Annotated in this window: 21 protein-coding genes; 2 read left to right on the forward strand and 19 right to left on the reverse strand. The window is 65.4% G+C overall.

All coding sequences use genetic code 11. The annotated features are described in order from the left end of the window. Positions 1 to 209 precede the first annotated feature (209 nt). From ABD056_RS14450 to ABD056_RS14520, 15 genes are all read right to left on the reverse strand, one after another. Entirely contained in the window at positions 210 to 995 is a 786-nt protein-coding gene (locus ABD056_RS14450; protein WP_343867694.1) for a hypothetical protein, read from the reverse strand. Then, positions 929 to 2998, reverse strand: a complete 2070-nt coding sequence (locus tag ABD056_RS14455) for a helicase-related protein (RefSeq protein WP_343867696.1) — start codon at positions 2996 to 2998, stop codon at positions 929 to 931. The genes ABD056_RS14450 and ABD056_RS14455 overlap by 67 nt, the downstream gene beginning before the upstream one ends. Before the next feature lie 56 nt (positions 2999 to 3054). Next, positions 3055 to 3360 (reverse strand): hypothetical protein, encoded by a 306-nt coding sequence (locus tag ABD056_RS14460; RefSeq protein WP_343867697.1) that lies wholly within the window; start codon positions 3358 to 3360, stop codon positions 3055 to 3057. Positions 3361 to 3403: 43 nt separating this feature from the next. Beyond that, the gene (locus tag ABD056_RS14465) at positions 3404 to 4090 is read right to left on the reverse strand and encodes a hypothetical protein (protein ID WP_343867699.1); all 687 of its coding nucleotides are present in this window, start codon (positions 4088 to 4090) and stop codon (positions 3404 to 3406) included. Next, a complete protein-coding gene (locus ABD056_RS14470) occupies positions 4087 to 4491 on the reverse strand; it encodes a hypothetical protein (RefSeq protein WP_343867701.1) in 405 nt (134 codons plus the stop codon). The genes ABD056_RS14465 and ABD056_RS14470 overlap by 4 nt, the downstream gene beginning before the upstream one ends. A gap of 3 nt (positions 4492 to 4494) precedes the next feature. Next, positions 4495 to 5613, reverse strand: a complete 1119-nt coding sequence (locus tag ABD056_RS14475; protein WP_343867703.1) for a protein NO VEIN domain-containing protein — start codon at positions 5611 to 5613, stop codon at positions 4495 to 4497. Next, positions 5610 to 6092, reverse strand: a complete 483-nt coding sequence (locus ABD056_RS14480; RefSeq protein WP_343867705.1) for a hypothetical protein — start codon at positions 6090 to 6092, stop codon at positions 5610 to 5612. Before ABD056_RS14480 ends, ABD056_RS14475 begins: the two co-directional genes overlap by 4 nt. 21 nt (positions 6093 to 6113) lie before the next feature. Continuing rightward, positions 6114 to 7736: a hypothetical protein gene (locus ABD056_RS14485; protein ID WP_343867707.1), complete on the reverse strand. Its 1623-nt coding sequence runs from the start codon at positions 7734 to 7736 to the stop codon at positions 6114 to 6116. A 61-nt stretch (positions 7737 to 7797) separates the two neighbouring features. Further along, the gene (locus ABD056_RS14490; RefSeq protein WP_343867708.1) at positions 7798 to 9069 is read right to left on the reverse strand and encodes a hypothetical protein; all 1272 of its coding nucleotides are present in this window, start codon (positions 9067 to 9069) and stop codon (positions 7798 to 7800) included. Next, positions 8996 to 10705: a DISARM system SNF2-like helicase DrmD gene (drmD, locus tag ABD056_RS14495; protein WP_343867709.1), complete on the reverse strand. Its 1710-nt coding sequence runs from the start codon at positions 10703 to 10705 to the stop codon at positions 8996 to 8998. The genes ABD056_RS14490 and drmD overlap by 74 nt, the downstream gene beginning before the upstream one ends. Before the next feature lie 302 nt (positions 10706 to 11007). Continuing rightward, entirely contained in the window at positions 11008 to 11643 is a 636-nt protein-coding gene (locus ABD056_RS14500; RefSeq protein ID WP_343867711.1) for an HNH endonuclease, read from the reverse strand. 10 nt (positions 11644 to 11653) lie between these two features. Then, positions 11654 to 12835 carry an AAA family ATPase gene (locus ABD056_RS14505; RefSeq protein WP_486303416.1) on the reverse strand — a complete coding sequence of 394 codons (1182 nt, stop codon included), beginning with the start codon at positions 12833 to 12835 and terminating at the stop codon, positions 11654 to 11656. Positions 12836 to 13571: 736 nt separating this feature from the next. Beyond that, on the reverse strand, positions 13572 to 16061 hold the full coding sequence (gene torA / locus ABD056_RS14510; protein ID WP_343867715.1) for a trimethylamine-N-oxide reductase TorA: 2490 nt from the start codon (positions 16059 to 16061) through the stop codon (positions 13572 to 13574). A 143-nt stretch (positions 16062 to 16204) separates the two neighbouring features. Beyond that, positions 16205 to 16864 carry a TorD/DmsD family molecular chaperone gene (locus ABD056_RS14515; protein WP_343867716.1) on the reverse strand — a complete coding sequence of 220 codons (660 nt, stop codon included), beginning with the start codon at positions 16862 to 16864 and terminating at the stop codon, positions 16205 to 16207. A 29-nt stretch (positions 16865 to 16893) separates the two neighbouring features. After that, a complete protein-coding gene (locus tag ABD056_RS14520) occupies positions 16894 to 17592 on the reverse strand; it encodes a winged helix-turn-helix domain-containing protein (protein ID WP_343867717.1) in 699 nt (232 codons plus the stop codon). Positions 17593 to 17818: 226 nt separating this feature from the next. Here ABD056_RS14520 and ABD056_RS14525 point away from each other — a divergent pair, with 226 nt between their 5' ends. Together ABD056_RS14525 and ABD056_RS14530 are read left to right on the forward strand one after the other, a co-directional pair. After that, entirely contained in the window at positions 17819 to 18973 is a 1155-nt protein-coding gene (locus ABD056_RS14525; RefSeq protein ID WP_343867718.1) for a NapC/NirT family cytochrome c, read from the forward strand. A gap of 152 nt (positions 18974 to 19125) precedes the next feature. Further along, the gene (locus ABD056_RS14530; RefSeq protein WP_343867719.1) at positions 19126 to 20166 is read left to right on the forward strand and encodes an AIM24 family protein; all 1041 of its coding nucleotides are present in this window, start codon (positions 19126 to 19128) and stop codon (positions 20164 to 20166) included. A 143-nt stretch (positions 20167 to 20309) separates the two neighbouring features. Here ABD056_RS14530 and bfr (ABD056_RS14535) read toward each other — a convergent pair whose 3' ends face one another. The 4 genes from bfr (ABD056_RS14535) to ABD056_RS14550 all read right to left on the reverse strand — a co-directional run bounded on the left by bfr (ABD056_RS14535) (position 20310) and on the right by ABD056_RS14550 (position 24142). Next, on the reverse strand, positions 20310 to 20789 hold the full coding sequence (gene bfr / locus ABD056_RS14535; protein WP_343867721.1) for a bacterioferritin: 480 nt from the start codon (positions 20787 to 20789) through the stop codon (positions 20310 to 20312). After that, positions 20786 to 21271, reverse strand: coding sequence for a bacterioferritin (gene bfr / locus ABD056_RS14540; RefSeq protein WP_343867722.1), 486 nt, complete (start codon positions 21269 to 21271; stop codon positions 20786 to 20788). Before bfr (ABD056_RS14540) ends, bfr (ABD056_RS14535) begins: the two co-directional genes overlap by 4 nt. A 197-nt stretch (positions 21272 to 21468) precedes the next feature. Continuing rightward, complete coding sequence (locus tag ABD056_RS14545) at positions 21469 to 22239, reverse strand: SDR family oxidoreductase (RefSeq protein ID WP_343867724.1); 771 nt, start codon at positions 22237 to 22239, stop codon at positions 21469 to 21471. Between the two features lie 121 nt (positions 22240 to 22360). Continuing rightward, positions 22361 to 24142 carry an acyl-CoA dehydrogenase gene (locus ABD056_RS14550; RefSeq protein ID WP_343867725.1) on the reverse strand — a complete coding sequence of 594 codons (1782 nt, stop codon included), beginning with the start codon at positions 24140 to 24142 and terminating at the stop codon, positions 22361 to 22363. Positions 24143 to 24308 lie beyond the last annotated feature (166 nt).

A 24308-nucleotide genomic window follows, 5' to 3' on the forward strand; every position in this document is an offset into this window, starting at 1 on the left:
CGCCTGCCCTGAGGCGTTTCAACCCGAGATTTCTTGCCTCGGGTGGTCCAAGGTCGGGGAGCGGCTCAAAACGAGATTCCCTCCCTCCCTCCGGTGGTCCAAGGTCGGGGAGCGGCTCAATCAACCGAAGCACTCACCCTCTGAATGGATCGGCTTCAGGGGGAAGGTCAGTGCGGACCAACTCCAGGCGTGAAAACACCTCGTCATCGCTAAAGCCCTCGAAGGCGGCCTTGATCGCCTGATTGAATCTGCGGGCCCTGCCGGATGTCTTCCGCACCCTTGACATCAGAAAGCTGACCCAGCTGCGCCTCTACAAGCCGGGACAATTCATCTTCGGCGGCCGGCAGGGAGATTACTGTGGCCACCTGGGGGAAGTAGGTGTTCGTTGCCGTTCTCGTCAGCAGGCGCAGCTGATGGCGGCATCCGTTGGGGTCCCGGTCTCCCAACCATGGGCGCTCGCCTTTACAGGCCCCCAGGCGGCCGGGGAGGAAGGCTTCCTGCAGCGACATGGACTTGCCGCAATCACACATCACCCGGGTGTCCCGGGGATCTGCGGAGGTTCCCCGCTCTTCAACCCACATTTGCTCACGGCAATTGTCCTTGCCATGGACGACCCAGCGCCAGTCGATGTCCTGAAGGTGGCCGTCCTCGCAGGCGCCCACAAAGCGGAGGGGCGTCACCTCAAGTTTCTTTCTTTCATCGGTTTCGTATCGCTGCCGACCACCGGATGGGGCGAGATCCTGCCACTTCACAAGGCGCCGCCGCCGGACATCGTTATTCGACGCAGGCGCATCCTCGGCCTTGCAGACGATCCACGTGGGAAAGACCGTCACGTGAATACCGGGTGGCTCACGTCCGGGGATGTCACTGGCGAGTGGCGGCGTGCGCAGGGTGAGGTGCTGATTCTCCTCCAGCCGGCCATCTTCCTTCAGCTTCTTTTCCAGCATCGCCACGAGGCGCGGCTCGTTAATCGGCTTGAATGCGGCATCGCGCATCTCCCAGCGCTCCAGACCGCCCACGAGAACGGAGCGCGTCGGGAGATCCACCATGGCGCCGGGTTCGAAAGTGGTGATGAGCTGGCTAAGACGAAGGATGTTCCGGGCCATGATTTGTCCTCACGCCAGGTCGCTGGCATTGGCGATGGAGTTGCCCCATGGGTCGCGGACCTTGAGGGTGGCGTTGGCCTCCACATCTCGCATGGACCGCCCCGCCTGGAAACGTTGATGCTCGGGCCAAGGTTGGGGAGAGCGGGGTCCAGAGGCTGATAGAGCAGAGGGCGCGGCCCTCCATTGCGCGTGTAGACAAGGCCGCTGACCTCATCGGCCACCGCGATCCAGTCGTCCAGCAGGCCATCGACTGCTTGTGCAAGCGCTGCCTTACCGCCGGCCACAGCGTCGTTTGGAGCGCGACTGACAATGGCATCCCGGATCTGCTGACGGAGTGCCGGATAGTTCTTCAACTGCCGCGCGGCGTTCTCAGGCGTCATATCCGGATCCACATGCCGCCCGATGGCGACCACCACGGCAGCCAGCGCCCGGTCCAGGGCCCGGGCGGCCCAGGGGGTCACGCTGGTCGCCTCCACCACGCGATAGAATGTGCGGTGGAAGTGGCAAAACTGCTCGTAGTGCATGCGGTCGCGTGGCTTATGGACGTTCAGGATAGTCACGACCAGTCCGGGCCGCTCCACATCCCGGCCGACGCGCGAAGTGGCCTGAATGTACTCGGCAGCTGTTTTAGGCTGCCCCTGAACCAGCATCAGACCCAGCCGCGTGATGTCGAGGCCCACCGAGATCATGTTCGTGGCCAGCGCCACATCCACCACTTCGTCGGAACCGAAGCATTGCTCCAGCCGCCGCTTGGCCTCGGCGACCTGGTCGGTTGAAACACGCGAGGTGAGCTCCATGGGCTCACGGATCGACCGGTTCCGGAACGGGCTGTCCGCAGGGTCAACGCGCCGTCGCTCATCTCCATACCGGGCCACGCGGTCCCGGACCTCGTCCTCAACGATGCGCCGCGCGCCGCCCAACTCGCGCAGAGCGTTGAAATAGCAAAGCGCGGTCATGTACGGGTCTGCCGGGTTGCGCCCTTCCTGACCCGCCTCACGCTCGTAAAGTGCCTCGGAGACCGCCAGCAGGGCGGTCAAAGCGCGAAGGAACACCAGCTTGGGGCCGCGCCCTTGAGCCGCCAGTCCCAGATACCACCGGGGCGGGTTGCGCTCATCATTGACGGTCCTCGCAAAGAAACTGTCCGTCCGGTCGATGCCCGGCGGGGGAAAGACCGCCGTGTGCTCGCGGTCGAACAGCGCACGGATCTGCCCAGCCGCCCGGCGGACAGTGGCCGTAGAGGCAACGATCTTGGGCCGGATGACCTTGCCGAACATCCGGCGGCTGGCCAGTCGGTCGATCGCGGTCTCATACAGCCCCGCCACGGTCCCCAAGGGACCGGAAATCAGGTGCAGTTCGTCCTGAATGATCAGATCGGGTGGGTCGAGGGTGAAATCATTGTCGAGTTTCCGTCCCCGCCCGGGACCGTCGGCGGGCCCAAAGAATCCATTGCTTGCCTCGAACCGGTCCACATGGCCGAAGAAGGCACCCGACGCCCCCACCCAGGGGAGGGTGGCGAACTTGTCCACCGTGGCGATCACGAACGCGGGAAGCCGCCGACAGATGGTCTCATCAACGGTCAGCAGCGGCAGCGGCCGGTCCCCCGTGAATTCGCACTCGGCATTGTCGCACCGAATTTCCAGGTTGCGGGGGGCGTGGTCGTTCGGCACGCAGGCAAAGGATTCTTTCGAGAACGGCGTGCCGCACCAGGGGCAGTTCTTGATCGGCGCCGGCGCCCTGTCCCCATGCTTGCGGAACCGCCGCACCCGTGTCACGGCGGTATCGTCACCGGTATCTCCCTTGCCGCCCAGGCGATTGGGCGACGCATCGGATCCCACCCACAACCCGATCTCGATGGGCCAATCCCCGAGCAGCGGGTGGCCCTTTTCGTCCACGTTGGCCGAATTGGTGCGCAGTAATTCGAGGGCGCAAACCACACCGGCCGCGCGGGCTAGCTGTCGAGGGTCAGCAGCCGCAGCGTATAGCGCATGATGACGGCCACACCTGCGCCAAGGACGCCCGAGGCGGAGAGCCTGCGGTGAGCGATGGTGAAGGCCGCAAGGCCAAGATAGGCCTCGGTCTTGCCGCCACCAGTGGGGAAGAACAACAGATCGACGACTTCGCGGTCGTCATGGGTCTTATCGACGAGTGCGCCGAGATTGAGCAGGATGAAGGCAAGCTGGAAGGGTCGCCAGGCCGGGGCCCGGGACAGTCCAGGGGTTCGCTTTCTCGCGGCCCGTGCGACCGCAAGGTTCATGAACCGGAATGCCTGCCGCGCGCGTCCATCACGCCGCAGGAGCTCAATGCCCGCGGCCATCCGCGCACGCACGACGATTGACCAGGAAAATTGTGACGGCCCGGACATGTTCGACCGCCCCCGAGGGAGTTTCGAAATGGAACTCACGGGCGTGCACATCCAGTTGCAGAGCCCCGCCGCGCTTCATGAGCGAGGCGCTTTCGGGTAGCAGGTGCCGGCTGCGGCCAGAGTGTGGGATGGGCAGGCGGACCGAGGATTGCCTCGGCACGCGGACCCAGTCCACCGTGCGCGGGGCGCTTCCGTCTTTTCCGCCAGAGCGTTCGTCGATCAACACGCCTTCGGGCAGCGGCGGTTCGGTCACATAGTCACCCCAGGTGACGACGACATCGACCTCGGCCACCTCGATGGGAAGCAGCACGGTCAGGCCTACAGATGACGGAAAAAGCCGACGGCTAGAGCCCGGTTTTTCCGCATCCTCCTCGTCACCCGCCGCGCCGCCGGCGCCGGCCCCAATGGCGGATGCCGCCTCGATGTCCATCTCCTCCTGGACCAGCGGATCATCGCTTTCCGGAGCGTCGTCTGCCGGCGCCAGGAAGCCGGTCAGGTACCATCGGGCAGGGTTCGTATTCAGCCGTTCGCGCGCGATGTCCGCATCCCATGGCAAAGGACCGACGAGGTCGCGTCGGAAGATCTCCACCAATTCGCCGCGGATGGCCGTGCTGGAGGTCATGGGGCATGCTCCGAAAAATGGCCGTTGAGGAACGTCACTTCTTCCGGCGACAAGGCCGCCACCTTGTTGTGGGCGTGATAGATGAGCTTTCGGGCCAGCCTGGCCAAGGGGGCATCGCCCAGGTCATCCCTGAACGGATGCAAATCATCCACGGTCAGCGGCTTGGTTGGCGTCCCGCAGGCGATGTGGAGCAGAAGATGGTGCCGAGGGCCTTGGGACACCACGCCGGCAACCACTCCGCACATGGCGAGGCCAATCCCACCCGCGGTCTCGGAGGTCCAGACATACACGCGGTCATCCAACTGAGGCGCCGCCCCCTTGTGGCCGGGGACCAGCACCGCGACGGACCCCAGAGCGGACAGTTCCACCGGATCGCATTTCACAATAACCGCGTCAGTCATGCATCACAGTTCCTTGGCGATCCCGCGCGCGGCGGTCTGAGGATCAAGCTGAAGCTGCAGGCGGCCATCGATCGATCGCCACTGGCCCTTCCGTCCAGACTCTTCGGGCCGCCAATAGGCGAAGTGGTGGAGCTGGGGCTTTATCAGGGCATCGGTGACGATGCAGATGCGGTAGCAACCGTCTTCGAACTTGTTCCGCTGGTGCCGCTTGATGGCGTCGAACTCGTTAGGCGTGAAATCGGCAACGGGCTCACTGCCCGACCGCCCCTTCACCTCGACGCACAGGATCTCATCGCCCTTGGTCGCCAGCAGGTCATAGCCGACGCAATCTTTCTGCAAGTCTTCGATCGCGAAGCCCAATTGCTCGAAGTGGGACCAAACGTGCTGGACCGCCGCCTCCTCGATTTCCTTACGTAGCTTCGCATCAACTGGGCCCTTGCCTGGATTCGGCTTTTTGATTTTGCCTCCCAGAGGTTCGGCACGGCCAGTCTCGATGAAGGCCCGGATGCGGCGTTCCAGTTCCCGGGTCTTTTCCTGGTCATGTGCACCGGGATAGAACGCTCCGAACTGACCGGGAAGGCCCTTTTCTCCCTTGGTACGCGCGGGGATGGTCAGAACGCGCTTTTCGGGCGGCAACAGCATGCAATCCTCGGCGCGGGCGACGACGCGGTAGGAGCACGGGCCCTTGTAAGAGCGCTTCTTTTTCAGATCGCCTTTCGGCCACTGCCGGTCCCGGTAAACGGTGGCGTTCTTGTACCAGCCGATGATGGTGCGCCCGCGTTTTTCGGGGTTCGGCGCCGTCCACACGACGAGGACACCGTGAGCCGCGTTATCGTCCTTGCCAGCGCCCAGGGCCTCAATGCGGAGCTGAGGGTCGACCTCCTCTCCGCCGATGTCGCGCGGCATGATCTCCACATGCCCGTAACACAGGCCGTCAACCGGCTTAAAATTGTAGAGTTCGTGCCCGTAGCCGTGCTTCCTGGCCCATTTGAAGCCGCCGAAATAGGCGCCCTTTTCCGGCCCCTGATATTCCGCCATCCAGATGACGTGCATCAGCGCCATGGGCTGATCGGCCAGCGGCGGCATCTTGGCCACCTTGGTCACCTTCGATTGTGCGGTCATTCGTCGTCCTCCCCCTCGTCATCGTCAGCATGGCCCCCACCCGCCGGTGCGATGCCGGCGGCGACTTCTTCTTTATGACGCTCGGCGTTGAGCGCCAGCAGGCGGGCCAGCACCTCGTCGCGGAACTCCGCTGGCCAGAAATAGCGGCCCTGGTATTTGTGGTCGTCCTCATTGGTTTCGTCGAGAAAGAGCGGCTGCGCCTGCTCTGCCAGATCCTCCCAGCCATAGGCCCGCAGCACCGTCCGGTCCATCTCGTCATGCAGACGGCGCAGTTCCTGGATGTCCTCGGGCATCTCGGTGCGGTCATGGAAGCGGTTGTATGTCTTGGTCAGGCCCTCGTTGGCCGCGACCATGAGCGCGGCGCGGTGGTCGTGGTAGGCCTGGCCGATGGCTTCAAGCTTGGGATCGCTCTCGAAGCCTTCCGGGAAGGGGAAGGTTTCGAAGCAGTCGCTAGGGGTGTAGCGTAGGTCATCCTTCATCGAGGACGCGAAGAAGCGGGTTCAGACCTCGTGGGGGCGAGATTGGAGAATACAAAAAGACGAGAGCTTATCGTCAGCCAGAACGTCTAGCGTATTCGAGTAGACCATCTTGGCGTTGATGCGCGCAAATGCCATGTGGGGGCACGCCCCACAGTTGATGGCGATGACTGTTTCGAGCTTGGCATCCTTGATGGCCTTCTGCTGCTTGGCGGTGAGCTGGGACCGACCGGCACCTTCCTTCAGGCGCTTGATGCGTTCCTCGCCCTTGCAGCCCACCAATTCCTGCAGATCGACGAACACCGGGGTGCGATTGTTCTTGCCGGCCTTGATGGCCAGCACAGGGCCGGATGCCCGCTCGACGGTGAAGCCCATCACGGTCTCGTAGACCGAGCCGATCTGCTCCACGTCGAGGGTGCGGTAGGACAGACGCTCGCCCTTCAGCGTCACCAGCCCGTCCAGAACCCGCAACACATAGCCGTCGGTCACCTTGGGGATGCGGGGCTCTTCGCCCCGGCTGTCGCGGCCTTCCAGGAACGGAAAGGCATCCGGGTCGAACAGCTTGCCGCCACGGCCGCGAATCCAGCCACTGCGGTGTCCGGAGTGGACCAGGCGGAATAGCGCGATCAGCCGTCCCCAGCCGCCCAGCCGCTCGTCCATGGTGTCAGGATTGCGGGCCAAATCCTCCAACAGCTTGGCGTGCAGGCCACGGAGGGAATAGCCCTGGTCATACAGAGCACGGGCGGCGGCATCGGTGCGCGAGGGGATGAGGTCACGGTCCTCGGCATAGAGCACGAAGACCAGCCGCATCAGCACCGTCAGCAAGCCCTCGTACAAATGCTCGGGCCGGCTCTCGGCCAGATCCCGCACCAGCTCGGGCTCGGCCCCCGACAAGCCGCGCAGCAACTCGTGCAGGGCGCCGAGGACCTGTTCCGACAAGGCGGTGGACACCGAAGCCTGGGCCTCGCGGCTTTGCTTCAACAGCGCCGGCAGGCGGCGTTCCTCGGCGTCGTTGAACAGGCGGAAACGGTTCACCAGCAGCCTCAGGCCGCCCAGCATGGGGCGCCTGGCCACCGTGGCCAGGGGGCGAAGGGGGAAGGTCAGCCAGCCCGAGGTCTCGCCCCGGGGAGCATAGACCAGCCGGAGGTGGCGGTCGCTGACCAGGATACCGGCAGGAATGCCGGTCTCGCGCAGCAGGCGCTCGAACCTCTGGTGCGGCGACGCCTCCCAGCCGTCGAGGGCGCCCCGGTCGTCGGGGTCCATGCCCACCGGTTCGATCCGAACCAACATCTGCCACCCGTCCTCGGCGCGGGCGGCGCGAACCGCCATGTGGGGCTCCAGCGTGGTGTCGTATACCGGCAGGCGGACGACCAGAGACTCGGGAACAGGATCGCCACCCGGCGCGCCGGCCACCAGTTTTGGCTGCCAGTTCAGGATGCCCTCGAGGAAGGGCCAGACATCGGGCAAGGCCGGGCCATCGGCATCCGGTGCGGCCAGGAATTCCGCCACCTGGGCGTTGTCGGCCTGGGTCTGCATCTCGGGGGCAAGGCCAAGCTCCTTGAGCAGGGCACGCGCCACCACCAAGCCCACGGGCTGGACATGGTCCAGCCATTCGAGATCGGGATCGAAGCTTACTTGGTCACGCATGATTATCAGCCGGATACGGGCCAGAGGTAGACAAGGCCCACCGGCTCCAGCCGGTGCGCCTTCACGGTATAGCCATCGCGGACCGCTGGGGCTCCTCGCGAATTTCTGCCTCGATCTCATGGAGGCGGACGCCCCAGTGCCTGTGGTCCCGCTCCCGCTGCTTGCGCTCATCCTCGGCGATGCCGGGAAGGGCGAGCTGGTTGGGATCATAGGTGTCCACGGATTTCTGGATGCGGCCCTTCTGCGCCTGCAGCAATTGCAGCAGCGATTTGGCTTCTTCCTCGCCGCGGGCGGCCAAGTCCCGGGCCACGGTGGCCAGCCGTTCCTTCGCCCGGTTAGCGAGCTCCGGCTCCAGGTCGAGGGCGTCCTTGCGGGCAAAGGCACGGATGCGCTCCAGCACCGAGGCGCTGACCGAACGCCCTTCCCGAAGCGCGGCCTCGAGCTGGTCCATGGTGGTTTTCTCGCCCCGGGAGCCCAGGGCCTTCAACGCCTTGCTGTCACGGGCAGCCTCGGTCCAGATGGCGGTGACCGGGATGAATTCCTCATGCAGGCGCACGGCCCCGGGGCCGTAAACGGATAGGCGGCCCAGCATCACCACGCGAGGCTGGGCACCGGGCCCCATCGCCGCACAGACACGCTGCAGGCCCGTCTGGAAGCCTTGGGAGAGGAACCGGGACAGCAACCGGCGCACCAGGCGGTGCTCCAGGTGCACCTGCACCACACCGGCCGCATCCGAGCCATCGGGCTTGATTGGAGGCTCGAAGGCGATGGCCCGAACCTGGGATGCGCGCCGCCAGTCCCCCGGCCTTTCACCACGCTTGCGGCGGCGATCACGCAGATCGTCGAAGACCTCGGCCCAAGCCGGGTCGTCGGCGAAGGCGGGATCCTGGGGGTCGAAGCGAAAGATGTCCACCGGACCAACCGAGCCGGCCCGCGCCTCGTCCAGGCGCTTGCCAGCCCGCGCCAGCGCGGTGCCCACCACTTGCACCAGTTCCCGCGGTTCTACGCCAACCCGCTCGCGGGATCGCTCCAGCACCTTGCGGAGATCGTCGAGGTCCTTGAGCAGGCGCTCATGGCGGGCCCGTTCCTCATCGTCCATCTCCTCACGGGCGCGAGCGAGCCGTTCCTCGTCGTCGGCGTCCCGGATGAAGTCGGCCAGCGCCTTTGCCCGGCCACGCTCGATACCCACCTCAGCCAACCGGTTGGTCAGGCGCTCCTCGATCACCTGGCCGACGGACCCAAGCTGCGTGCGGATTTTCTCAGTCTTCCATACCAGAGCGTCGAGGACGATGTCTTCCTCGCGCTGGGCGTAGCGGAAATACCGGCAGAACACCTGGGGGGGAGGGCTGCAGCTTGCGATCGATGCGGCCGTTGCGCTGCTCCAGGCGAGACGGATTCCAGGGCAGGTCGAAATGGACCAAGTCGTGGTAACGGCTCTGGAGATTGATGCCTTCCCGGGCGGCATCGGTGCAGATCAGGATGCGGAGAGGCTCCACCTGCGGGTCGGCGTTGAAAGCCCTCTTAATGGCCTCCCGCCGATCCTGGCCGGTGGCACCGGTGAAGACGCCGATCCGCCGGTCCACATCGCCAGAAGCATCGGACAGGCCTTCCAGAAGGCGCTTCTGCAGCCAGCGGCGGGTGTCCTCGTACTCGGTGAAGAGGATGAGCCGGCGCTCATTCCAATGGCCGCCAGGAGCCAGGTTCTCTTCGATCCAGGACAGCAGCCATTGGACACGGGCATCCGGCCGGCGTGCGTGTTTTTCCGCGATGGCCAGCATCTCATCGACCAACGCCAGCTCGTCCTTCAACTGCTCGCGTGCGGCTCCGGCACTGCCGAGCTCGGTAGCTGCCTCAACGGCCGACGCATCGTCGGCGTCAAGCGCCTGTTCCAGGGTGACCTCATCGCCGAAGGGAAGTTCATCGTCCGCCGCTAAGCCTTTGACGAACGCCTCCGCTGCTGCGGTGGGTGCCTTGGCATCCGCCTGAGCGATCAAGCGTTCCAGGCTTCTGCGATGAACACCCAGTGTGCGGGCGAAAGCGGCGACGGAAGACAGCAGGCGCTGCTGCAGTCCGACGAAGACCAGCTTCGCCTGGGCAGCTTCCCGCCGTGGCAGCGCCGCAATGCGCTTGCCGCGCAACTCGCCGTAGTCCGCGAGCAGACGGGATAGCTGGAGTTCCGGCGCTGTTTCTGGAAGGCCCTCCAGGACTACGGGCTTGATCAGGCGCTCGGGGAACGAGCTGGGGTCGATCCGACGCAGGTCCGATTTCAGCCGACGGACCATGACCGGATCAATGTCCCTGGGCCGCACCTCGACGCCACGGGTAAAACGTTGTGGATCCAGCATCTCCAGCAGGGCCGAGAAACTGCTGGAATGGCCGTTGTGAGGAGTGGCCGACAGGAAGAGACGGTGCTCGAACCGGCCGGCCAGATCGCGCACGACCTTGGTGAATTGGCTGTCCACCGCGTATTTGGCGCCGCTTGCCGGCGCGGCATGATGGGCTTCGTCCAAGATCAGGAGCGCGCGCGACCGGAAGGGGCCGAGCAGATCCCGCAGACCTGCCGCATAGGTCTCGTCGGTCAGGAGGCGGTAGGAGATGATGAAACGTGACCCCGTGGCCCATGGATTGACGCCGAAGCCGCGCAGGCGCCGCATCTCGGCCAGCCGCTCGCGGTCGATGATGGTGAAAGCAAGGCCGAATTTGGCTTCCAGCTCGTCCAGCCACTGCAGCGTCATCGACGGCGGTGCGGCAACTACCGTGAAATCGATCCGCCGGCGTAGCAGCAATTCACGCAGGACCAGCCCGGCCTCGACCGTTTTGCCAAGGCCCACATCATCGGCGATCAGCAGGTTTACCCGCGGCAGCTTGAGGGCCTTTTGCAGCGGGAGGAGCTGGTAGGCGTCCAGGCGATGCCGGCGCGGAACGGAGCCTGGAAAAGGTTCTTGTCCGCAGCCGTGGCAGTGTTCCATTTGAGCGTGCGCAGATAGGCCGAGAAGGTGAAGACATCATCGGTCCCATCTTCGGCAATCCGCCCCCAGGCGTCATCAGAAAGAGCGCGGGCACCAACCTCGGCTTCCCAGGAGACCTCTAGCAACTCTCCTTGGGCGTCGTCCGAGATGCAGGACAGTCGCAGGACCGACAACCCGTCCCCAAGCTCGTCGTCGCCTTCGACTAGCCAAGGCCGGCCACGAACTTCCACGAATTGTCCTAGAGCTGGCTTCATGGCATGCCCCCAACTGCGAGCCTCTCGTATGGTAGAAGGTCGCCCACCCTACTGGCCATGATCTCGAGCAATCGCACGGGCTTCAATGATTGTCTCCGTGGCATCCCCTCGACGTTCGATACCTTGCGCCTCGTCAAAGCTGTTTACCTCAAGTTCCTTCAGGCCGAAATACTCGTGCGTGTAAGCGCCCTTGCTGTGATCATTTAGCACGGTGTAGACGACCATATTCTTTCTGTTGACCTGCTTAGCCTCCCGGCAAAGATAATTCTCCCACTCGTCAAAGTTAGGATGAATAATTTGGTAATTTAGTGAGCTCTTGAAATCCGCACCACTTTGTTTATCAAGCACAAATTTGTCACATTCCCCCTTAAACTGCATGTTGCACCGCTTGCAGGACACGGACAGATTCCAGACGGAAAACGTAAAACTTTTGTATTTGCTCTTTGGAAGGACGTGTTCGCGGTCGATCATAAAATGTCCCGCACCATTAAGATTAGTTCGACAGTAACAGCACGTGTTGCCATGGCGCCGAAGATGATGATCGCGGATTTTCGCCTTTACCGATTTGATTTCGGCATTTTCTATGTCCCACGGCTTATCGAGCTTCATAGCTTCTTCAATAGCCTTGTACTCGTCCTCAGTCAGGACAAGTTCACAAAGCGCTGGCTTATAGGCATCACCCATTGTCGCCCCCCTAAAGCCCGGCTTCGCCGTTTTTCTTTGCAATATCCTGGATAAGAGAACGAACCGCTTCGAAAAATTCCTTTTGCTTGCCGTCGAAGCTCTTCTCCTCCATACCGTCCACAAGCCCTAACAGGCCCTTTTTTGAAAGAGCGCCATGCTCGTACCTGTGAATCGCCTCGACGATTTCTTCGCTAACGAAGTGGTTTGCAGGTGTCACGACCTCGAATGCCCTCCACAACACCTCCTCTATCCCATTGCTTGTGGCTGGAATGTGGAGGCTGTGCGGCTGACGGTTTATGACCCGGTGGACTGAGACGCGACCAGGATGTAGCGTAATCGCCCCCGTAACGATAAGGGGAGCATGTGTCGCAATTATAATCGACACGTTACGGTACATGAGTGCTGCGAGGACCTTATCTACGTACTCGCGCTGCCATCCGGGGTGTAGGCTATTCTCCGGCTCATCCACAATTACAATTGAATTTGGCTTTGCCGTCGTGATCAAAAAGACCAGCGACGATATTAACGAAAGCTCTCCTGAGCTTGCATGATGAATTTCTATCTCCGATCCGTCTTTTCTTTCTAAAAAAAAGTGGATTCGGCGCAGTAGGTTTGCCTTTCGAAGGTGGGGCTCATTGCGAAGAACGGCCGCAAATTCACGGTTTAGTGAAAAATCAAGAGGTGAATTAGCGGGGTCTATCCAGATTGTTTCGTTTGGCACCAGGCTGAGGAGTTGGCGAGCATGTTCGAAATCGGCCCTGTCTCCAGCGAAGTAAGACGACTTCTCTAACTCAAAATCGTCCCATCCTGACTGGTGATCAGGACCCAAGCCGCCGCCCCCCGGCCGCTCTACCTTGAATCCGAATCGCGATTTATACCCGCAATAATCGAGGATTTTGTTGATCTGATAATATTCGGAACCCTCGCTGTCGAGGGTCACCGACACCGCCCGTTTTATGATGCTCTTAGGTGAGTTCACCCCGCGACCCGCAGAGATTCGGTCAACGCCCCTTAACCCGGAGAAGCGATCGTAAGCTGTGTTGCAGATGATCGAGACACTTCGTTTACCGCGATATTCTGTCGCAATCTCACGCAAGTAATTGCTCTTCCCGGACCCATTTGGCCCGACAAGTATAGCGACAACATCGTCGTCCGAACCACTCTCGTGAAACCCGAGGCTTTTTAAGCGCATCTGGAAGCCCTCCAGTCAAAGGGCCTCTGATCGATAGACACCATTACCCTGCCCCCCATCTGCGGTTATCGCGGACCTGCTCCGAGTTGCGCAAGTAAGTTATGGCGCACCCGATGGGTGCTACACAAGTGGCCAGGATTTTGACAATGCGAATGGTTAAAAGGCTCTGGCGATTTCGAGAGACGGCCTCGTTTGGCCAGCGCGCATGCTCCGCTGATTGCCGATATCCGGGCCGCACCTGTTTCACTTGAGTGACTGGGCCCTCGCCATCCCGGCGGCCTAGAGGAGGGGCTACGATCAGCCCCCCGCAGCGCTCGACGGCACCGACTCACGCTGGCCTGCAAACGAGCGAGGACGAGATATGATCAACCCTACCGCCCCCATTGCTATCCCCGGTGTGCAGATATGCTGTCGCTGTCGGATTTGAACGGCATAAGCGCGAGGACTATAACGCGGGCTGCAGGATGGGTAGGATGATGGGTATATGCTACACGAATCCGGCAACCACCTGTTGTTGTTGTGATGAAAGCGGACACCCTCTCCGCCACCCTTCCCCTGCCGCAGATCCGACTCCCGGCCCAACGCCCGGGACCTCACCATCCCCCTCAAAAAAAAGCGCTCTCCCCCCCCACCCCCAAACAACACCGGCGGCCACCGGGTGTCGGCAGCGCTGAGGCTGCGTCTACCCGATGGCCGCCGTGTCCTTACTCCCTGTCTTTACCCCCAGGCCGCGGTGTCAGCTGGTGGCGGGCGGTGGGTCGAAGGCGGTCACGGGCGGAACTTCGCCGGTGAACTTCTCCACGTCGCCGATGGCCGTGTGGCCGCAGTTGCCCTGGGCGAGCTTGGACGTTCCCTTGTCCACCGCCAGCACGTTGGCGCTGCCGTACTTGTCCAGGCTGCCCGGCTGGCCGCGCTTGGCGGGGTCGTACCAGCCGCCCTCGTTGACGCGGACGACGCCTTCGCGCACCCGGTCGGTCACCACCGCGCCGGCCAGGATCTCGCCGCGGTCGTTGAACACCCGCACGATGTCGCCGTCGGCGATGCCGCGGGCGGCGGCGTCCTTGGTGTTGATCCAGCACGGCTCGCGGCCGTTGACCAGGTACTTGTCCCGCAGGCTGGCCGAGGCGCTGAGCTGCGAGTGCAGGCGATAGCGCGGGTGCGCCGTGTCGATGTGCAGCGGCCACTTGGCGTTCTCGGCGCCCACCCATTCCACCGGCTCCATCCAGGTCGGATGCGGCGGGCAATCGTCATACTTCATCTTCTCGATGGTGGTGGAGAAGATCTCGATCTTGCCCGAGGGCGTGCCCAGCGGCTCCAGCAACGGCTGTTCGCGGAAGTCGGCATAGCGGACGAAGTTCAGCGCCGCCTCGTCGGGCTCGAACACCAGCGGTTCGTTGGAGTCCCAGAAGTCCTTGAAGGCCGGCATGTCGATGCGCCGGGCCCGCGCCTGTTCCAGCGCCGCGTCGTAGAACTGCTGGATCCACTGCATCTCCGACTTGCCTTCGTCGAAGCCGTCGCCGTAGCCCAGCTTCTTCGCGATGGCGTTGAAGATGTCGAAGTCGGAGCGCGATTCGTACAGCGGCTCGACCACCTTGTGCATCCCGGCCATCAGGCGCAGGGAATAGCTGCCGCCCTGCTCGATGTCGTTGCGCTCGTAGGAGGTGTTGGCGGGCAGCACGATGTCGGCGAACTTGGCCGTCGGGGTCCACACCATGTCGTGGACGATGACCGTCTGCGGCTTCTGCCACGCCTTGACCAGGCGGTTGGTATCCTGGTGGTGGGCGAAGGGGTTGCCGCCGACCCAGTAGATCAGCTGGATGTCGGGGTAAGTGACCTTGCCGCCGTTGAAGTCGATGGTCGCCCCCGGGTTGAGCAGCATGTCGGAGATGCGGGCCAGCGGAATGGCCGCCAGGCCGCTCTTCTCCAGCCACGCCGCGCCTTCCACGGCCTTGCCGGCGGCGGTGACGCCCGGCAGGACCGGCGCATTGGCGGTCGGCGTGCCGCCGTTGGAGTAGTGGTAGGAGAGGCCGAAGCCGCCGCCGGGCAGGCCGATCTGCCCCAGCATGCAGGCCAGGGTGACCAGTGCCCAGTGGGCCTGTTCGCCGTGGTCCATGCGCTGCATCGCCCAGCCGCTCATCAGCATGGTGCGCTTGGCGGCGAAGTCGCGGGCCAGCTGGCGGATGACGTCGGCCGGAATGGTCGAGATCTTTTCCGCCCACTCGGGGGTCTTTTCCACGCCGTCGGCGGCGCGGCCCATCAGGTAGGTTTCGAAGACGTCGTAGCCGACGGTGTACTCGTCCAGGAACGCCTTGTCATGCAGGCCTTCCTTGGCCAGCGTGTGGCAGATGCCGAGCATGATGGCGACGTCGGTCTGCGGCCGCGGGGCGATCCACTCGGCGCCCAGGTAGTCGATGGTTTCGGACCGCACCGGGTCGATGGCGATGACCCGCGTGCCCTTCTCCTTCAGCGCCTGGAAGCCTTCGTAGCCGCCATGTTCGGCCAGGATCCAGTCGATCTGGTTGGTGATGGTCGGGTTGGCGCCCCACAGCACCACCAGCTCGGAATGCTCGACCACCACCGGCCAGGCGGTCTGCTGTTCATAGACCTCCAGCCGGCCGACCACATGCGGCATGATCACCTGCGACGCGCCGGTGGAATAGTCGCCGGTGTGGTTGATGTACCCGCCGTGCAGGTTCAGCAGACGGCCGAGCAGGTTGCGGCAGTTGTGCAGCTTGCCGACGCTCTTCCAGCCGTAGGAGCCGCCGAAGATCGCCTCGTTGCCGTGCTCGGTCTTCACGCGCTGCAGTTCCTTGGCCACCAGATCGATGGCCTGGTCCCACGACACGCGGACGAATTCCTCGCTGCCGCGCGCCGCGTCATTGGCCTGCGGGCCGTTCTTCAGGTAGCCGGCGCGGACCATGGGGTAGCGGATGCGGGCGGGGGAATAGACGCTGTCGGGCAGGCCCCGCAGCATGTCGGTCGGGTGCTTGTCGGCGGCGATGGGCTCGGCGGCGACGAACTTGCCGTCCTCCACCTTGGCCTTGAACACGCCCCAGTGCGAGCCCGACAGGATGAGGCCGGAGGCTCCTTGGGCTGCGGCGGCCCGACCCGCCACCAGCACCGACGCGCCGCCAGCCACGGCCAGCCCCGCCAGGGCCGACGAGCCCTGGAGGAACAGGCGCCGGCTCAGGCCGTTGCCCTGCGCGGATGTGGACTGCAATCCCATGGTCGCCTCCGTTCCCAGTGGAGATGAGACCCGGCGGCGCGTTGCGTATGCCCGGCGGGTACCGTTGACGTCAGTCTACAGCCCGCCCGTTAATGCCCTTCAGCGTCGATGTGTATTTCCGAAACTGTTTTGTTATCCGGTTGTTAACGGGCCACCGGCGACGCCGCCACAGCCTCCAGCACCGCCGCCGTCAGGCGCGCGGCGGCGGCGTAGTAGCCGTCGGGATCGTCGTGCTCAACCCTGGCGCGGAAGGTGTCGATCCACGGCCGCACCTCGGCGGCGGCGAAGCCCGCCTGGGCCGCACGCAGGGCGTCGGCCGCGGCGGGGTCTTCGGCGGCGGCGGCCGCTTCCCGCTCCGCCAGCGCGGCCAGGGCGGCCAGCTGGATGCCGATGTGATCCGCCGGCTCCGGCACGCCCTCGGCCACTGCCAGGTGGTGTTCGGCAAGGAAGGCCGCCGACCGGCCGGTCGCCGCGCCGTGGGTGCGCCCGTCCTCGTAGACGGAGGCATAGGGGTGGGCGCCGTTGGGGCCGCTGGCGCCCAGGAACAGGGTGGCGAACCGCCCGGCCAGCCGCAGGGCGGTGCTGCGGTCGTCGTCCTCCTGCTGCCGCAGGCGCCGCAGGGCGGCAATCAGGGCGGCGGCCTCGGCGGCCAGCGGCGGCACCGGCGCCAGGGCGGCGACAACGGCATCGCCCTGCGGCCCGTGCATCAGGGCGACGGCGGCGGCATCGGGCTCGCGCAGGAACACCGACGACAGCCACGACAACAGATGGGCGCGATCGGCCGCAGGCAGGGACTCGGGCATGGGAACCTCCGGGAAGGGGCTGCTCGGGGTTACGGGTTGAACACGTATCCCACCCCGTGAACCGTCACCAGGTGGCGCGGCTCGCGGGGGTTTTCGCCGATCTTGTGGCGCAGGCGGTTGATCAGGACATCGACGGTGCGGTCGCTCGGCGCCCAGTCGCGGTGGCTGATATGGTCCAGCAGCTGGTCGCGGCTCATGACCTTGCCCTGGCGGGTGGCCAGGGCGGCCAGCAGTTCGAACTCGCCGCGGGTCAGGTGGACGCGGGTGCCGTCCGTGGCCCGCAGGTCCCGCCGCTCCAGGCTGAGGCGCCAGTCGGAGAAGACGATGTCGTCGGCGCCCTGGGCGGCGTCGCGCAACGCCTGCCCCCGTACCAGCAGGCGCCGGATGCGGGCCGCCACTTCGCGCGGATCGCGGTCGCGCTCCACCACGTCGTCGGCGCCGGATTCCAGCCCCAGGATGCAGTCGGCGGCATCGGCGCCGGGGCACAGGACGATGACACCGAACTCGCAGGCCCGCTGCAGGGTGGCCATCACGCCCACCCCGCCGGGCGGCGGCATGTCGGTGTCGAACACGATGACCGCCGGCCGGGTGCCGTTGACGTGGTCCCCCACCCGATCCGGCCGAGGTTCCAGCGCCACTTCCAGGTCGCTGGCGCCGAGCAGCGACACCAGATCGGTGTGATCGCCGCAGTGCGGGCCGATGATCAGGACGTGCAGTCCGCTTTTCATGCTCACGACGCTCGCTCGCCTCCCCCCGACCGGCAGCGCACCACCGGGCCGTTCTTGTCCGGGCAGGATAGGAAACCTTCGCGTCCATTTACAAGATACTTACATTTCACCCTGACCTTTAACAGGGTTGCATGAATCGTTTAGCTCACGACGAACGCCGTTAACCTCCTCATGCTATGGTCGCGCTTGAACGTCCCCGAGGGCCCGGACCGAAGGAGAGCGGAAAATGTTCAAGCGAATCTGGGGCTGGCTCCGCCGGCCGAGCCCTCTGGCCTGGAGCGTGGTGTTCCTGGCCGGCGTCGGCGTCGCCGGCGCAAGCTGGGGCGGACTGCATGCGGCGCTCAAGTCAACCCACGGCAACGACTTCTGCGTCTCGTGCCACGAGATGAACATTCCGTTCGAGGAATATAAGAAGACAGTCCACTTCCAGAACACCAAAGGTATTCGTGCCGAGTGTTCTGACTGTCATGTACCGGCGGAGGGCTGGCCCTACCTGGCGGCCAAGGTCCGCGCCAGCAAGGACCTGTACCACTCCATCCTCGGCACCATCGACACCCCCGAGAAGTACGAGGACTACCGCCTGACCATGGCCAACGGCGTGTGGGAGCGGATGAAGGCGACCGATTCGCGCGAATGCCGCAGCTGCCATGCCTTCGACGCCATGACCATGGCCGAGCAGCGCGAAGAGGCGCGCAAGCGCCACGCCGAGGCCCTGGAGACCGGCGGCACCTGCATCGACTGCCACAAGGGCATCGCCCACAAGCTGCCGGACATGTCCAAGGCCTTCGCCCGCGCCTTCGACGAGCTGAAGGACGCCGCCGCCCACGCCGACCTGGGCAAGGCCGCCTACACCCTGGAAACCCTGCCCTTCTTCCTGGAACAGAACGGCACGCAGGCGGCCGGCCAGTTGCTGCCGGCGACCGAACTGGCGATCAAGGCCCGCGCCGGCGACTGGCTGCAGGCCACCGTCTCCGGCTGGCAGCAGGAAGGGGCGGAGAGCGTCATCTACGGCGCCCCCGGCCAGCGCATCCTGACCGCCGTCATGGCCAAGCCGACGGTGGAGCGCGCCACCACCGGCGCCGCCCAGGTTCTGCCGGATACGGGCCAGACCTGGATGCCGGTCAGCCTGGACGTCTGGCTGCCCAAGGAGAACGTGGCGCCGGACATCACCCCCATCTGGGCCTATGCCCGCGACCTGTACAACGGCGACTGCGCCGTCTGCCATGTGGCCCACACGCCCGACCACTTCCTGGCGAACCAGTGGATCGGCCAGCTCAAGTCCATGGAGCGCTTCTCGCAGCTCACCAAGGAACAGAACCGTCTGGTGCTGAAGTTCCTGCAGTACCACGCCAAGGACGCCACCGGCAGCGCCACCCATTGAGGACGGCCGCCCCCTCCTTCCCTCCTCCTCCTCGTCCACATCCCCTCCCCGCCGCTGCATTGACCGCGGCGGGGAATCGGGCTGAGATGGTCGGCGCAGGGATCACCGTGCCGCCCGGCGGCAGTGCCGGCGGTCGAGGGAGGGGGAAGACCATGAGCGACTGGTATTTCAGCCGCGGCAGCGACCGCTGCGGCCCGCTGGATGATGCGTCGGCCATCGCCTACGCGCGGGCCAACCGCGACGCCTGGGCGTGGCGGGCGGGGATGGAGCAGTGGCAGCCGGTGGGCGCCTTGCCGGCCCTGGCGGCGGCCTTCGCGACCGATGCCGGCCTGGCGGCGCCGCCGCCCCCGCCGCCGGCGGGCACCGCCTCGCCCTGGGGGGCGGCGCGGCGGCAGCGGTCCGACGAGGTGGATTTCCGCCTGGTCGGCAACGACACCCAGTTCGTTGAGATCCAGCTCGACCCCGGCGAGAGCGTCGTCGCCGAGGCCGGGGCCATGATGTACAAGGACAGGTCGGTGGAGATGACCACCGTCTTCGGCGACGGCTCCGGCCAGGAGGGCGGCGGCATGTTCGGCAAGCTGCTCAGCGCCGGCAAGCGGCTGGTCACCGGCGAAAGCCTGTTCACCACCGTCTTCACCCACACCGGCAGCGGCAAGGCCCATGTCGCCTTCGCCGCCCCCTTCCCCGGCACCATCCTGGCGGTGGACCTGTCGCAGGTGGGCGGCCGGCTGATCTGCCAGAAGGACAGCTTCCTGGCCGCCGCCAAGGGCGTCTCCCTCGGCATCTGGTTCCAGCGCAAGGTGCTGACCGGCCTGTTCGGCGGCGAAGGCTTCATCATGCAGAAGCTGGAAGGCGACGGCTGGGCCTTCATCCACATGGGCGGCACCACCGTCTGCCGCGAGCTGGCCCCGGGCGAGACCCTTCACGTCGATACCGGCTGCATCGCCGCCCTGACCGACACGGTGACCATGGACGTGGTCAAGGCCGGCGGCATCAAGACCATGCTGTTCGGCGGCGAGGGCCTGTTCTTCGCCACCCTCACCGGCCCCGGCCGGGTGTGGCTGCAGAGCCTGCCGTTCTCCCGCCTCGCCGGCCGCATGCTGGCGGCGGCGCCGGTCAACGGCGGCAGCAAGGGCGAGGGCTCGGTGCTGGGGTCGGTCGGCAACCTGTTCAACGGCGATAACTCGCGCTGAGCCGCCTGCCGGCGGCGTGGCGGTGAGCCGCCTGCCGACGGCGTGGCGGCGCCGGGCGGGCATGGAAAAGGGCGGGCGCCCGTCGCGGCGCCCGCCCTGCTCCGTCCGGCCAACCCGCGGCGGCTGCCGCGGGCGTCCGTGCCTCAGTCGTCCAGTTCGCCCATGGCGGACTGCAGGAAGTTCGGCAGGCCGACCTTGCCGATGAGACCGATGCTGGTCTCCAGGAAGTCGATGTACTCTTCGGCGTCGTCGAGGAATTCCACCAGCATCTCGCGGCTGATGAAGTCCTGCTCGGCCTCGCACAGGGCGATCACCTCGACCAGCAGCTCGCGGTAGGCCTGCTCGGCCTTGAGGTCATTGGCGAGCACTTCCGGCACCGCCTCGCCGATCAGCAGCTTGCCCAGGTCCTGCAGGTTGGGCAGGCCTTCCAGGAACAGCACGCGCTGGATGGCCTTGTCGGCATGCTTCATGGCCTTGATGGAGGCCTTGTAGCTGCGCTCGTTCAGCTCGTGATAGCCCCAGTTCTTCAGCATGCGGGCATGCAGGAAGTACTGGTTGATGTTGGTCAGCTGAATCTTCAGGACCTTGTTGAGCTGCTTGATGACGTCCTTGTTGCCCTTCATGACGGCTCGCCCCCTTCCATCTGGCTCTGCAGGTAGTTTTCCATGCCGATCGCGTCGATCAGGCGGAACTGCTGTTCCAGCCAGTAGACGTGGTCTTCCTCGGTGTCGTCCAGCAGCTCGACCAGCACCTGGCGGGTGATGTAGTCGCGCTTTTCCTCCGCCAGCTTGATCACCCGGCGCAGTTCGCTCACCACCTTCAGTTCCATGTCGAGGTCGGCGCGCAGCATGCCCGGCACGTCGGCCGCGATGGTCGGCGTCGCGCGGGTGCCAAGGTCCGGCACGCCGCCCAGGAACAGGATGCGGCGGATGAGCTTCTGGGCGTGTTCCAGTTCCTCTTCCTGCTCGTGCTTGATGCGCGCGAACAGGCGGTGGAGGCCCATGTCCTCGTAAATGTGGGCGTGGACGAAATACTGGTCTGCGGCCAGCATCTCGTAAGCCAGCAGCCCGTTCAGTTCGGCGATGATGGTCGGATCACCCCGCATCGGCCGTCTCCCCATGATGAATGCACAAACCAATCCAATCCAGCGTGCGCCGGTCAGGTTTGCACAATATTGCAGGCCACTGCGCCTGATTCAAGGGCAGCGGCAAATATTTCACAAGTCGAAACTGCAAATGATTTGCAGAAACGATAGCAGCGACAGAACTGCTGCAATGTTTGTGCGGGTTTTGCTGCGGCGAGTCAGTCGGCCAGGGTGCGCAGGTCGGCCACCGGCACCGCCCCGAAGGCGGCGCCCAGCAGATGCTCCACCAGCCGCTCGGCGCAGGCCTCGGGGGCCATCAGCCCGCCGCCGGCCTTGAGGTCGCGGAAACGGTCGAGCAGCGGGAAGCGCTCCGCCGGGGTGGCGCGGATTTCGCCCTGCATGTCGGTGTCGATCACCCCCGGCGCCATGCTGCACAGGCGCAGGCCGGGCAGCGAATCGGCCGCGACGGCGCGGGCGTGGTGGTCGAGCGCCGCCTTGGTGGCGCAATAGACGCTCCAGCCGGCATAGGCGCTGCGGGCGGCGCCGCTGGAAATGTGCATCACCCGGCGGTCGCGGCAGCCGGCGGCGGCGGTGGCGGCCAGGAACCCTTCGGTCAGCAGCAGCGGCGCCGTCACGTTCACCGCCACCGCCCGCGCCACCGCCTCCGGCGGCAGGCTGCCGGCCGGACCGATGGGCTGCACCACGCCGGCGTTGTTGAGGAGCAGCGCCCGCTCCGCCCCCGCCAGCGACTCGGACAGGGCCGGACCGGCCGCCCATTGCGTCACCGCCTCCACGTCGGCGAGGTCGAGCACCACCTGCCGCAGCTGGGCCGGAAAGGCAGCGGCCAGGGCGTCGTTGCCATGGCGGGCGAGGCCGACCACCGCCACCCCGCGGCGCAGCAGCGACTCCGCCAGCGCCGCCCCCAGCCCGCGCGAATGGCCGGTGACGAGGGCGACGGTGCGGGCAGCGGCAGCGGCGGCGGCGGACATGGCGGGTTTCCTTGCAGGCGGCGGGGAACGGAACCGCCATCATGCCACAGCCGACGGCAAAACGCCCCGGACCAGCCGGTCCGGGGCGCTTGCTCAAGGCTGAACGATCAGCGGTCGGCGATCAGAGATCGATGCCGAACTGCTCGTCGGTCATGGTCAGCACCGGCGCCGCGCCGGCCTGCACCGCCGCCAGATGGCCGCCGGCCATGGGCAGGATGTTGGTGGCGTAGAAGGTGGCGGTGGCCAGCTTGGCGCGGGCGAACTCGGGGTCGCCTTCGCCGGCCGCCAGGGCGGCCTGGGCGGCGACCGCCGCCTTGGTCATCATCCAGCCGCCGGCGACGGTGCCGAACAGCCGCAGGTACGGATAGGCGACGGCGGCGACGGTGACCGGGTCGCTGTCGACCAGCGATTTGGTGGCCGCTTCCAGGGCGTCGATGCCGGTGACCAGCGCCGCGCCCAGCGGGGCGAGATCGCCGGTGGCAGAGGCGGCGGTGGCGCGCATGTCGGCGATGCAGCCCATGGCGACGGCGCCCTTGTCGCGGGTCACCTTGCGGAACACCAGGTCGTTGGCCTGGATGCCGTTGGTGCCTTCATAGATCGGCGCGATGCGGGCGTCGCGGTAGTACTGGGCGGCGCCGGTTTCCTCGACGAAGCCGAGGCCGCCGTGGACCTGCACGCCCAGGCTCGCCACCTCGACGCCGACGTCGGTCGACCACGCCTTCACCACCGGGGTCAGCAGCGCCACCCGGTCGGCGGCGGCAGCCCGCACCTCGGCCTCGGCATGGCGGCCGGCGATGTCGAACTGGGCCATGGCGTAGTAGGCCAGGGCGCGGGTCGCCTCGGTCAGCGCCTTCATGGTGATGAGCATGCGGCGCACGTCGGCATGGCCGATGATGGCCGGCGTCTTGTCGCCCTTGAAGCCGACCGGCTTGCCCTGCACGCGCTCCTTGGCGTAGCCCAGCGCCTTCTGGTAGGCGCGTTCCGAGATGGCGACGCCCTGCAGGCCGACGTTGAGGCGGGCATTGTTCATCATCATGAACATGTATTCGATGCCGCGGTTTTCCTCGCCGACCAGATAGCCGATCGCACCGCCGCTGTCGCCAAAGGCCATGACGGCGGTCGGGCTGGCGTGGATGCCCAGCTTGTGCTCCAGCGACACGCAGCGGGCGTCGTTGCGCTCACCCAGCGAGCCGTCGGCGTTGACCAGCATCTTCGGCACGATGAACAGGCTGATGCCCTTCACGCCCGGAGGCGCATCGGGAGTGCGCGCCAGCACCAGGTGAATGATGTTCTCGGTAAGGTCGTGGTCGCCGTAGGTGATGAAGATCTTGGAGCCGGTGATGCGGTAGACATCGCCGTCCTTCACCGCCTTGGTGCGCACCTGGCTGAGGTCGGAACCGGCGCCCGGCTCGGTCAGGTTCATGGTGCCGGTCCACTGGCCGGCGACCATCTTTTCCAGGTAGGTGCGCTTCTGGTCGTCGCTGCCGTAGTGGCTGAGCAGTTCGCAGGCGCCCTGGTTGAGCAGCGGGCACAGGCCGAAGGCCATGTTGGCGCCCTGCCACATCTCGTTCACCGCCGTCGCCACCGCCCACGGCAGGCCCTGGCCGCCGTATTCCGGGTCGAAGGGCACGCCGTTCCAGCCGCCTTCGGCGAACTGGTGATAGGCGTTGATCCAGCCCGGCGCCGTGCGCACGACGCCGTTTTCCAGCACCGCGCCGTTGCGGTCGCCGTCCCAGTTGATGGGCGACAGCACGCCGTGGGCGAACTTGCCGGCTTCCTCCAGCACGGCGGCGATCAGATCCTCGGACGCCTCCTCGTAGCCGGGAAGGGCGGCAACCTCGTCCATTCCGGCGAGCTTCAGGGCGAAGCTCATGTCCTTCAGGGGCGCAACGTAATCAGACATCGATTTGATCCTTCCCAGTCTCGTCCTCGGTCGCGGTTTTTGGCCCGCGTGCGTCTGGCAGGGTGACCAATAGGTCATCGGGACGCAATACCTCATGCTGCGTTGCAGAGAAACGGAAATCTCCATGACGGCACCAGGGCCTTGGCGGTGTACCGGCGGCAGTGGA

It is taken from the genome of Caenispirillum bisanense, assembly GCF_039523075.1.
Lineage (GTDB): Bacteria > Pseudomonadota > Alphaproteobacteria > Rhodospirillales > Rhodospirillaceae > Caenispirillum > Caenispirillum bisanense.

Bases quoted from the DNA above. Each gene is read 5' to 3' on its own strand.
- ABD056_RS14450 (WP_343867694.1), bottom strand. From the start codon at position 995: ATGCGCGATGCCGCATTCAAGCCGATTAACGAGCCGCGCCTCGTGGCG.
- ABD056_RS14460 (WP_343867697.1), bottom strand. From the start codon at position 3,360: ATGAACCTTGCGGTCGCACGGGCCGCGAGAAAGCGAACCCCTGGACTG.
- ABD056_RS14465 (WP_343867699.1), bottom strand. From the start codon at position 4,090: ATGACCTCCAGCACGGCCATCCGCGGCGAATTGGTGGAGATCTTCCGA.
- ABD056_RS14470 (WP_343867701.1), bottom strand. From the start codon at position 4,491: ATGACTGACGCGGTTATTGTGAAATGCGATCCGGTGGAACTGTCCGCT.
- ABD056_RS14475 (WP_343867703.1), bottom strand. From the start codon at position 5,613: ATGACCGCACAATCGAAGGTGACCAAGGTGGCCAAGATGCCGCCGCTG.
- ABD056_RS14480 (WP_343867705.1), bottom strand. From the start codon at position 6,092: ATGAAGGATGACCTACGCTACACCCCTAGCGACTGCTTCGAAACCTTC.
- ABD056_RS14485 (WP_343867707.1), bottom strand. From the start codon at position 7,736: ATGCGTGACCAAGTAAGCTTCGATCCCGATCTCGAATGGCTGGACCAT.
- drmD (WP_343867709.1), bottom strand. From the start codon at position 10,705: ATGGAACACTGCCACGGCTGCGGACAAGAACCTTTTCCAGGCTCCGTT.
- ABD056_RS14500 (WP_343867711.1), bottom strand. From the start codon at position 11,643: ATGGGTGATGCCTATAAGCCAGCGCTTTGTGAACTTGTCCTGACTGAG.
- ABD056_RS14505 (WP_486303416.1), bottom strand. From the start codon at position 12,835: ATGCGCTTAAAAAGCCTCGGGTTTCACGAGAGTGGTTCGGACGACGAT.
- torA (WP_343867715.1), bottom strand. From the start codon at position 16,061: ATGGGATTGCAGTCCACATCCGCGCAGGGCAACGGCCTGAGCCGGCGC.
- ABD056_RS14515 (WP_343867716.1), bottom strand. From the start codon at position 16,864: ATGCCCGAGTCCCTGCCTGCGGCCGATCGCGCCCATCTGTTGTCGTGG.
- ABD056_RS14520 (WP_343867717.1), bottom strand. From the start codon at position 17,592: ATGAAAAGCGGACTGCACGTCCTGATCATCGGCCCGCACTGCGGCGAT.
- ABD056_RS14525 (WP_343867718.1), top strand. From the start codon at position 17,819: ATGTTCAAGCGAATCTGGGGCTGGCTCCGCCGGCCGAGCCCTCTGGCC.
- ABD056_RS14530 (WP_343867719.1), top strand. From the start codon at position 19,126: ATGAGCGACTGGTATTTCAGCCGCGGCAGCGACCGCTGCGGCCCGCTG.
- bfr (WP_343867721.1), bottom strand. From the start codon at position 20,789: ATGAAGGGCAACAAGGACGTCATCAAGCAGCTCAACAAGGTCCTGAAG.
- bfr (WP_343867722.1), bottom strand. From the start codon at position 21,271: ATGCGGGGTGATCCGACCATCATCGCCGAACTGAACGGGCTGCTGGCT.
- ABD056_RS14545 (WP_343867724.1), bottom strand. From the start codon at position 22,239: ATGTCCGCCGCCGCCGCTGCCGCTGCCCGCACCGTCGCCCTCGTCACC.
- ABD056_RS14550 (WP_343867725.1), bottom strand. From the start codon at position 24,142: ATGTCTGATTACGTTGCGCCCCTGAAGGACATGAGCTTCGCCCTGAAG.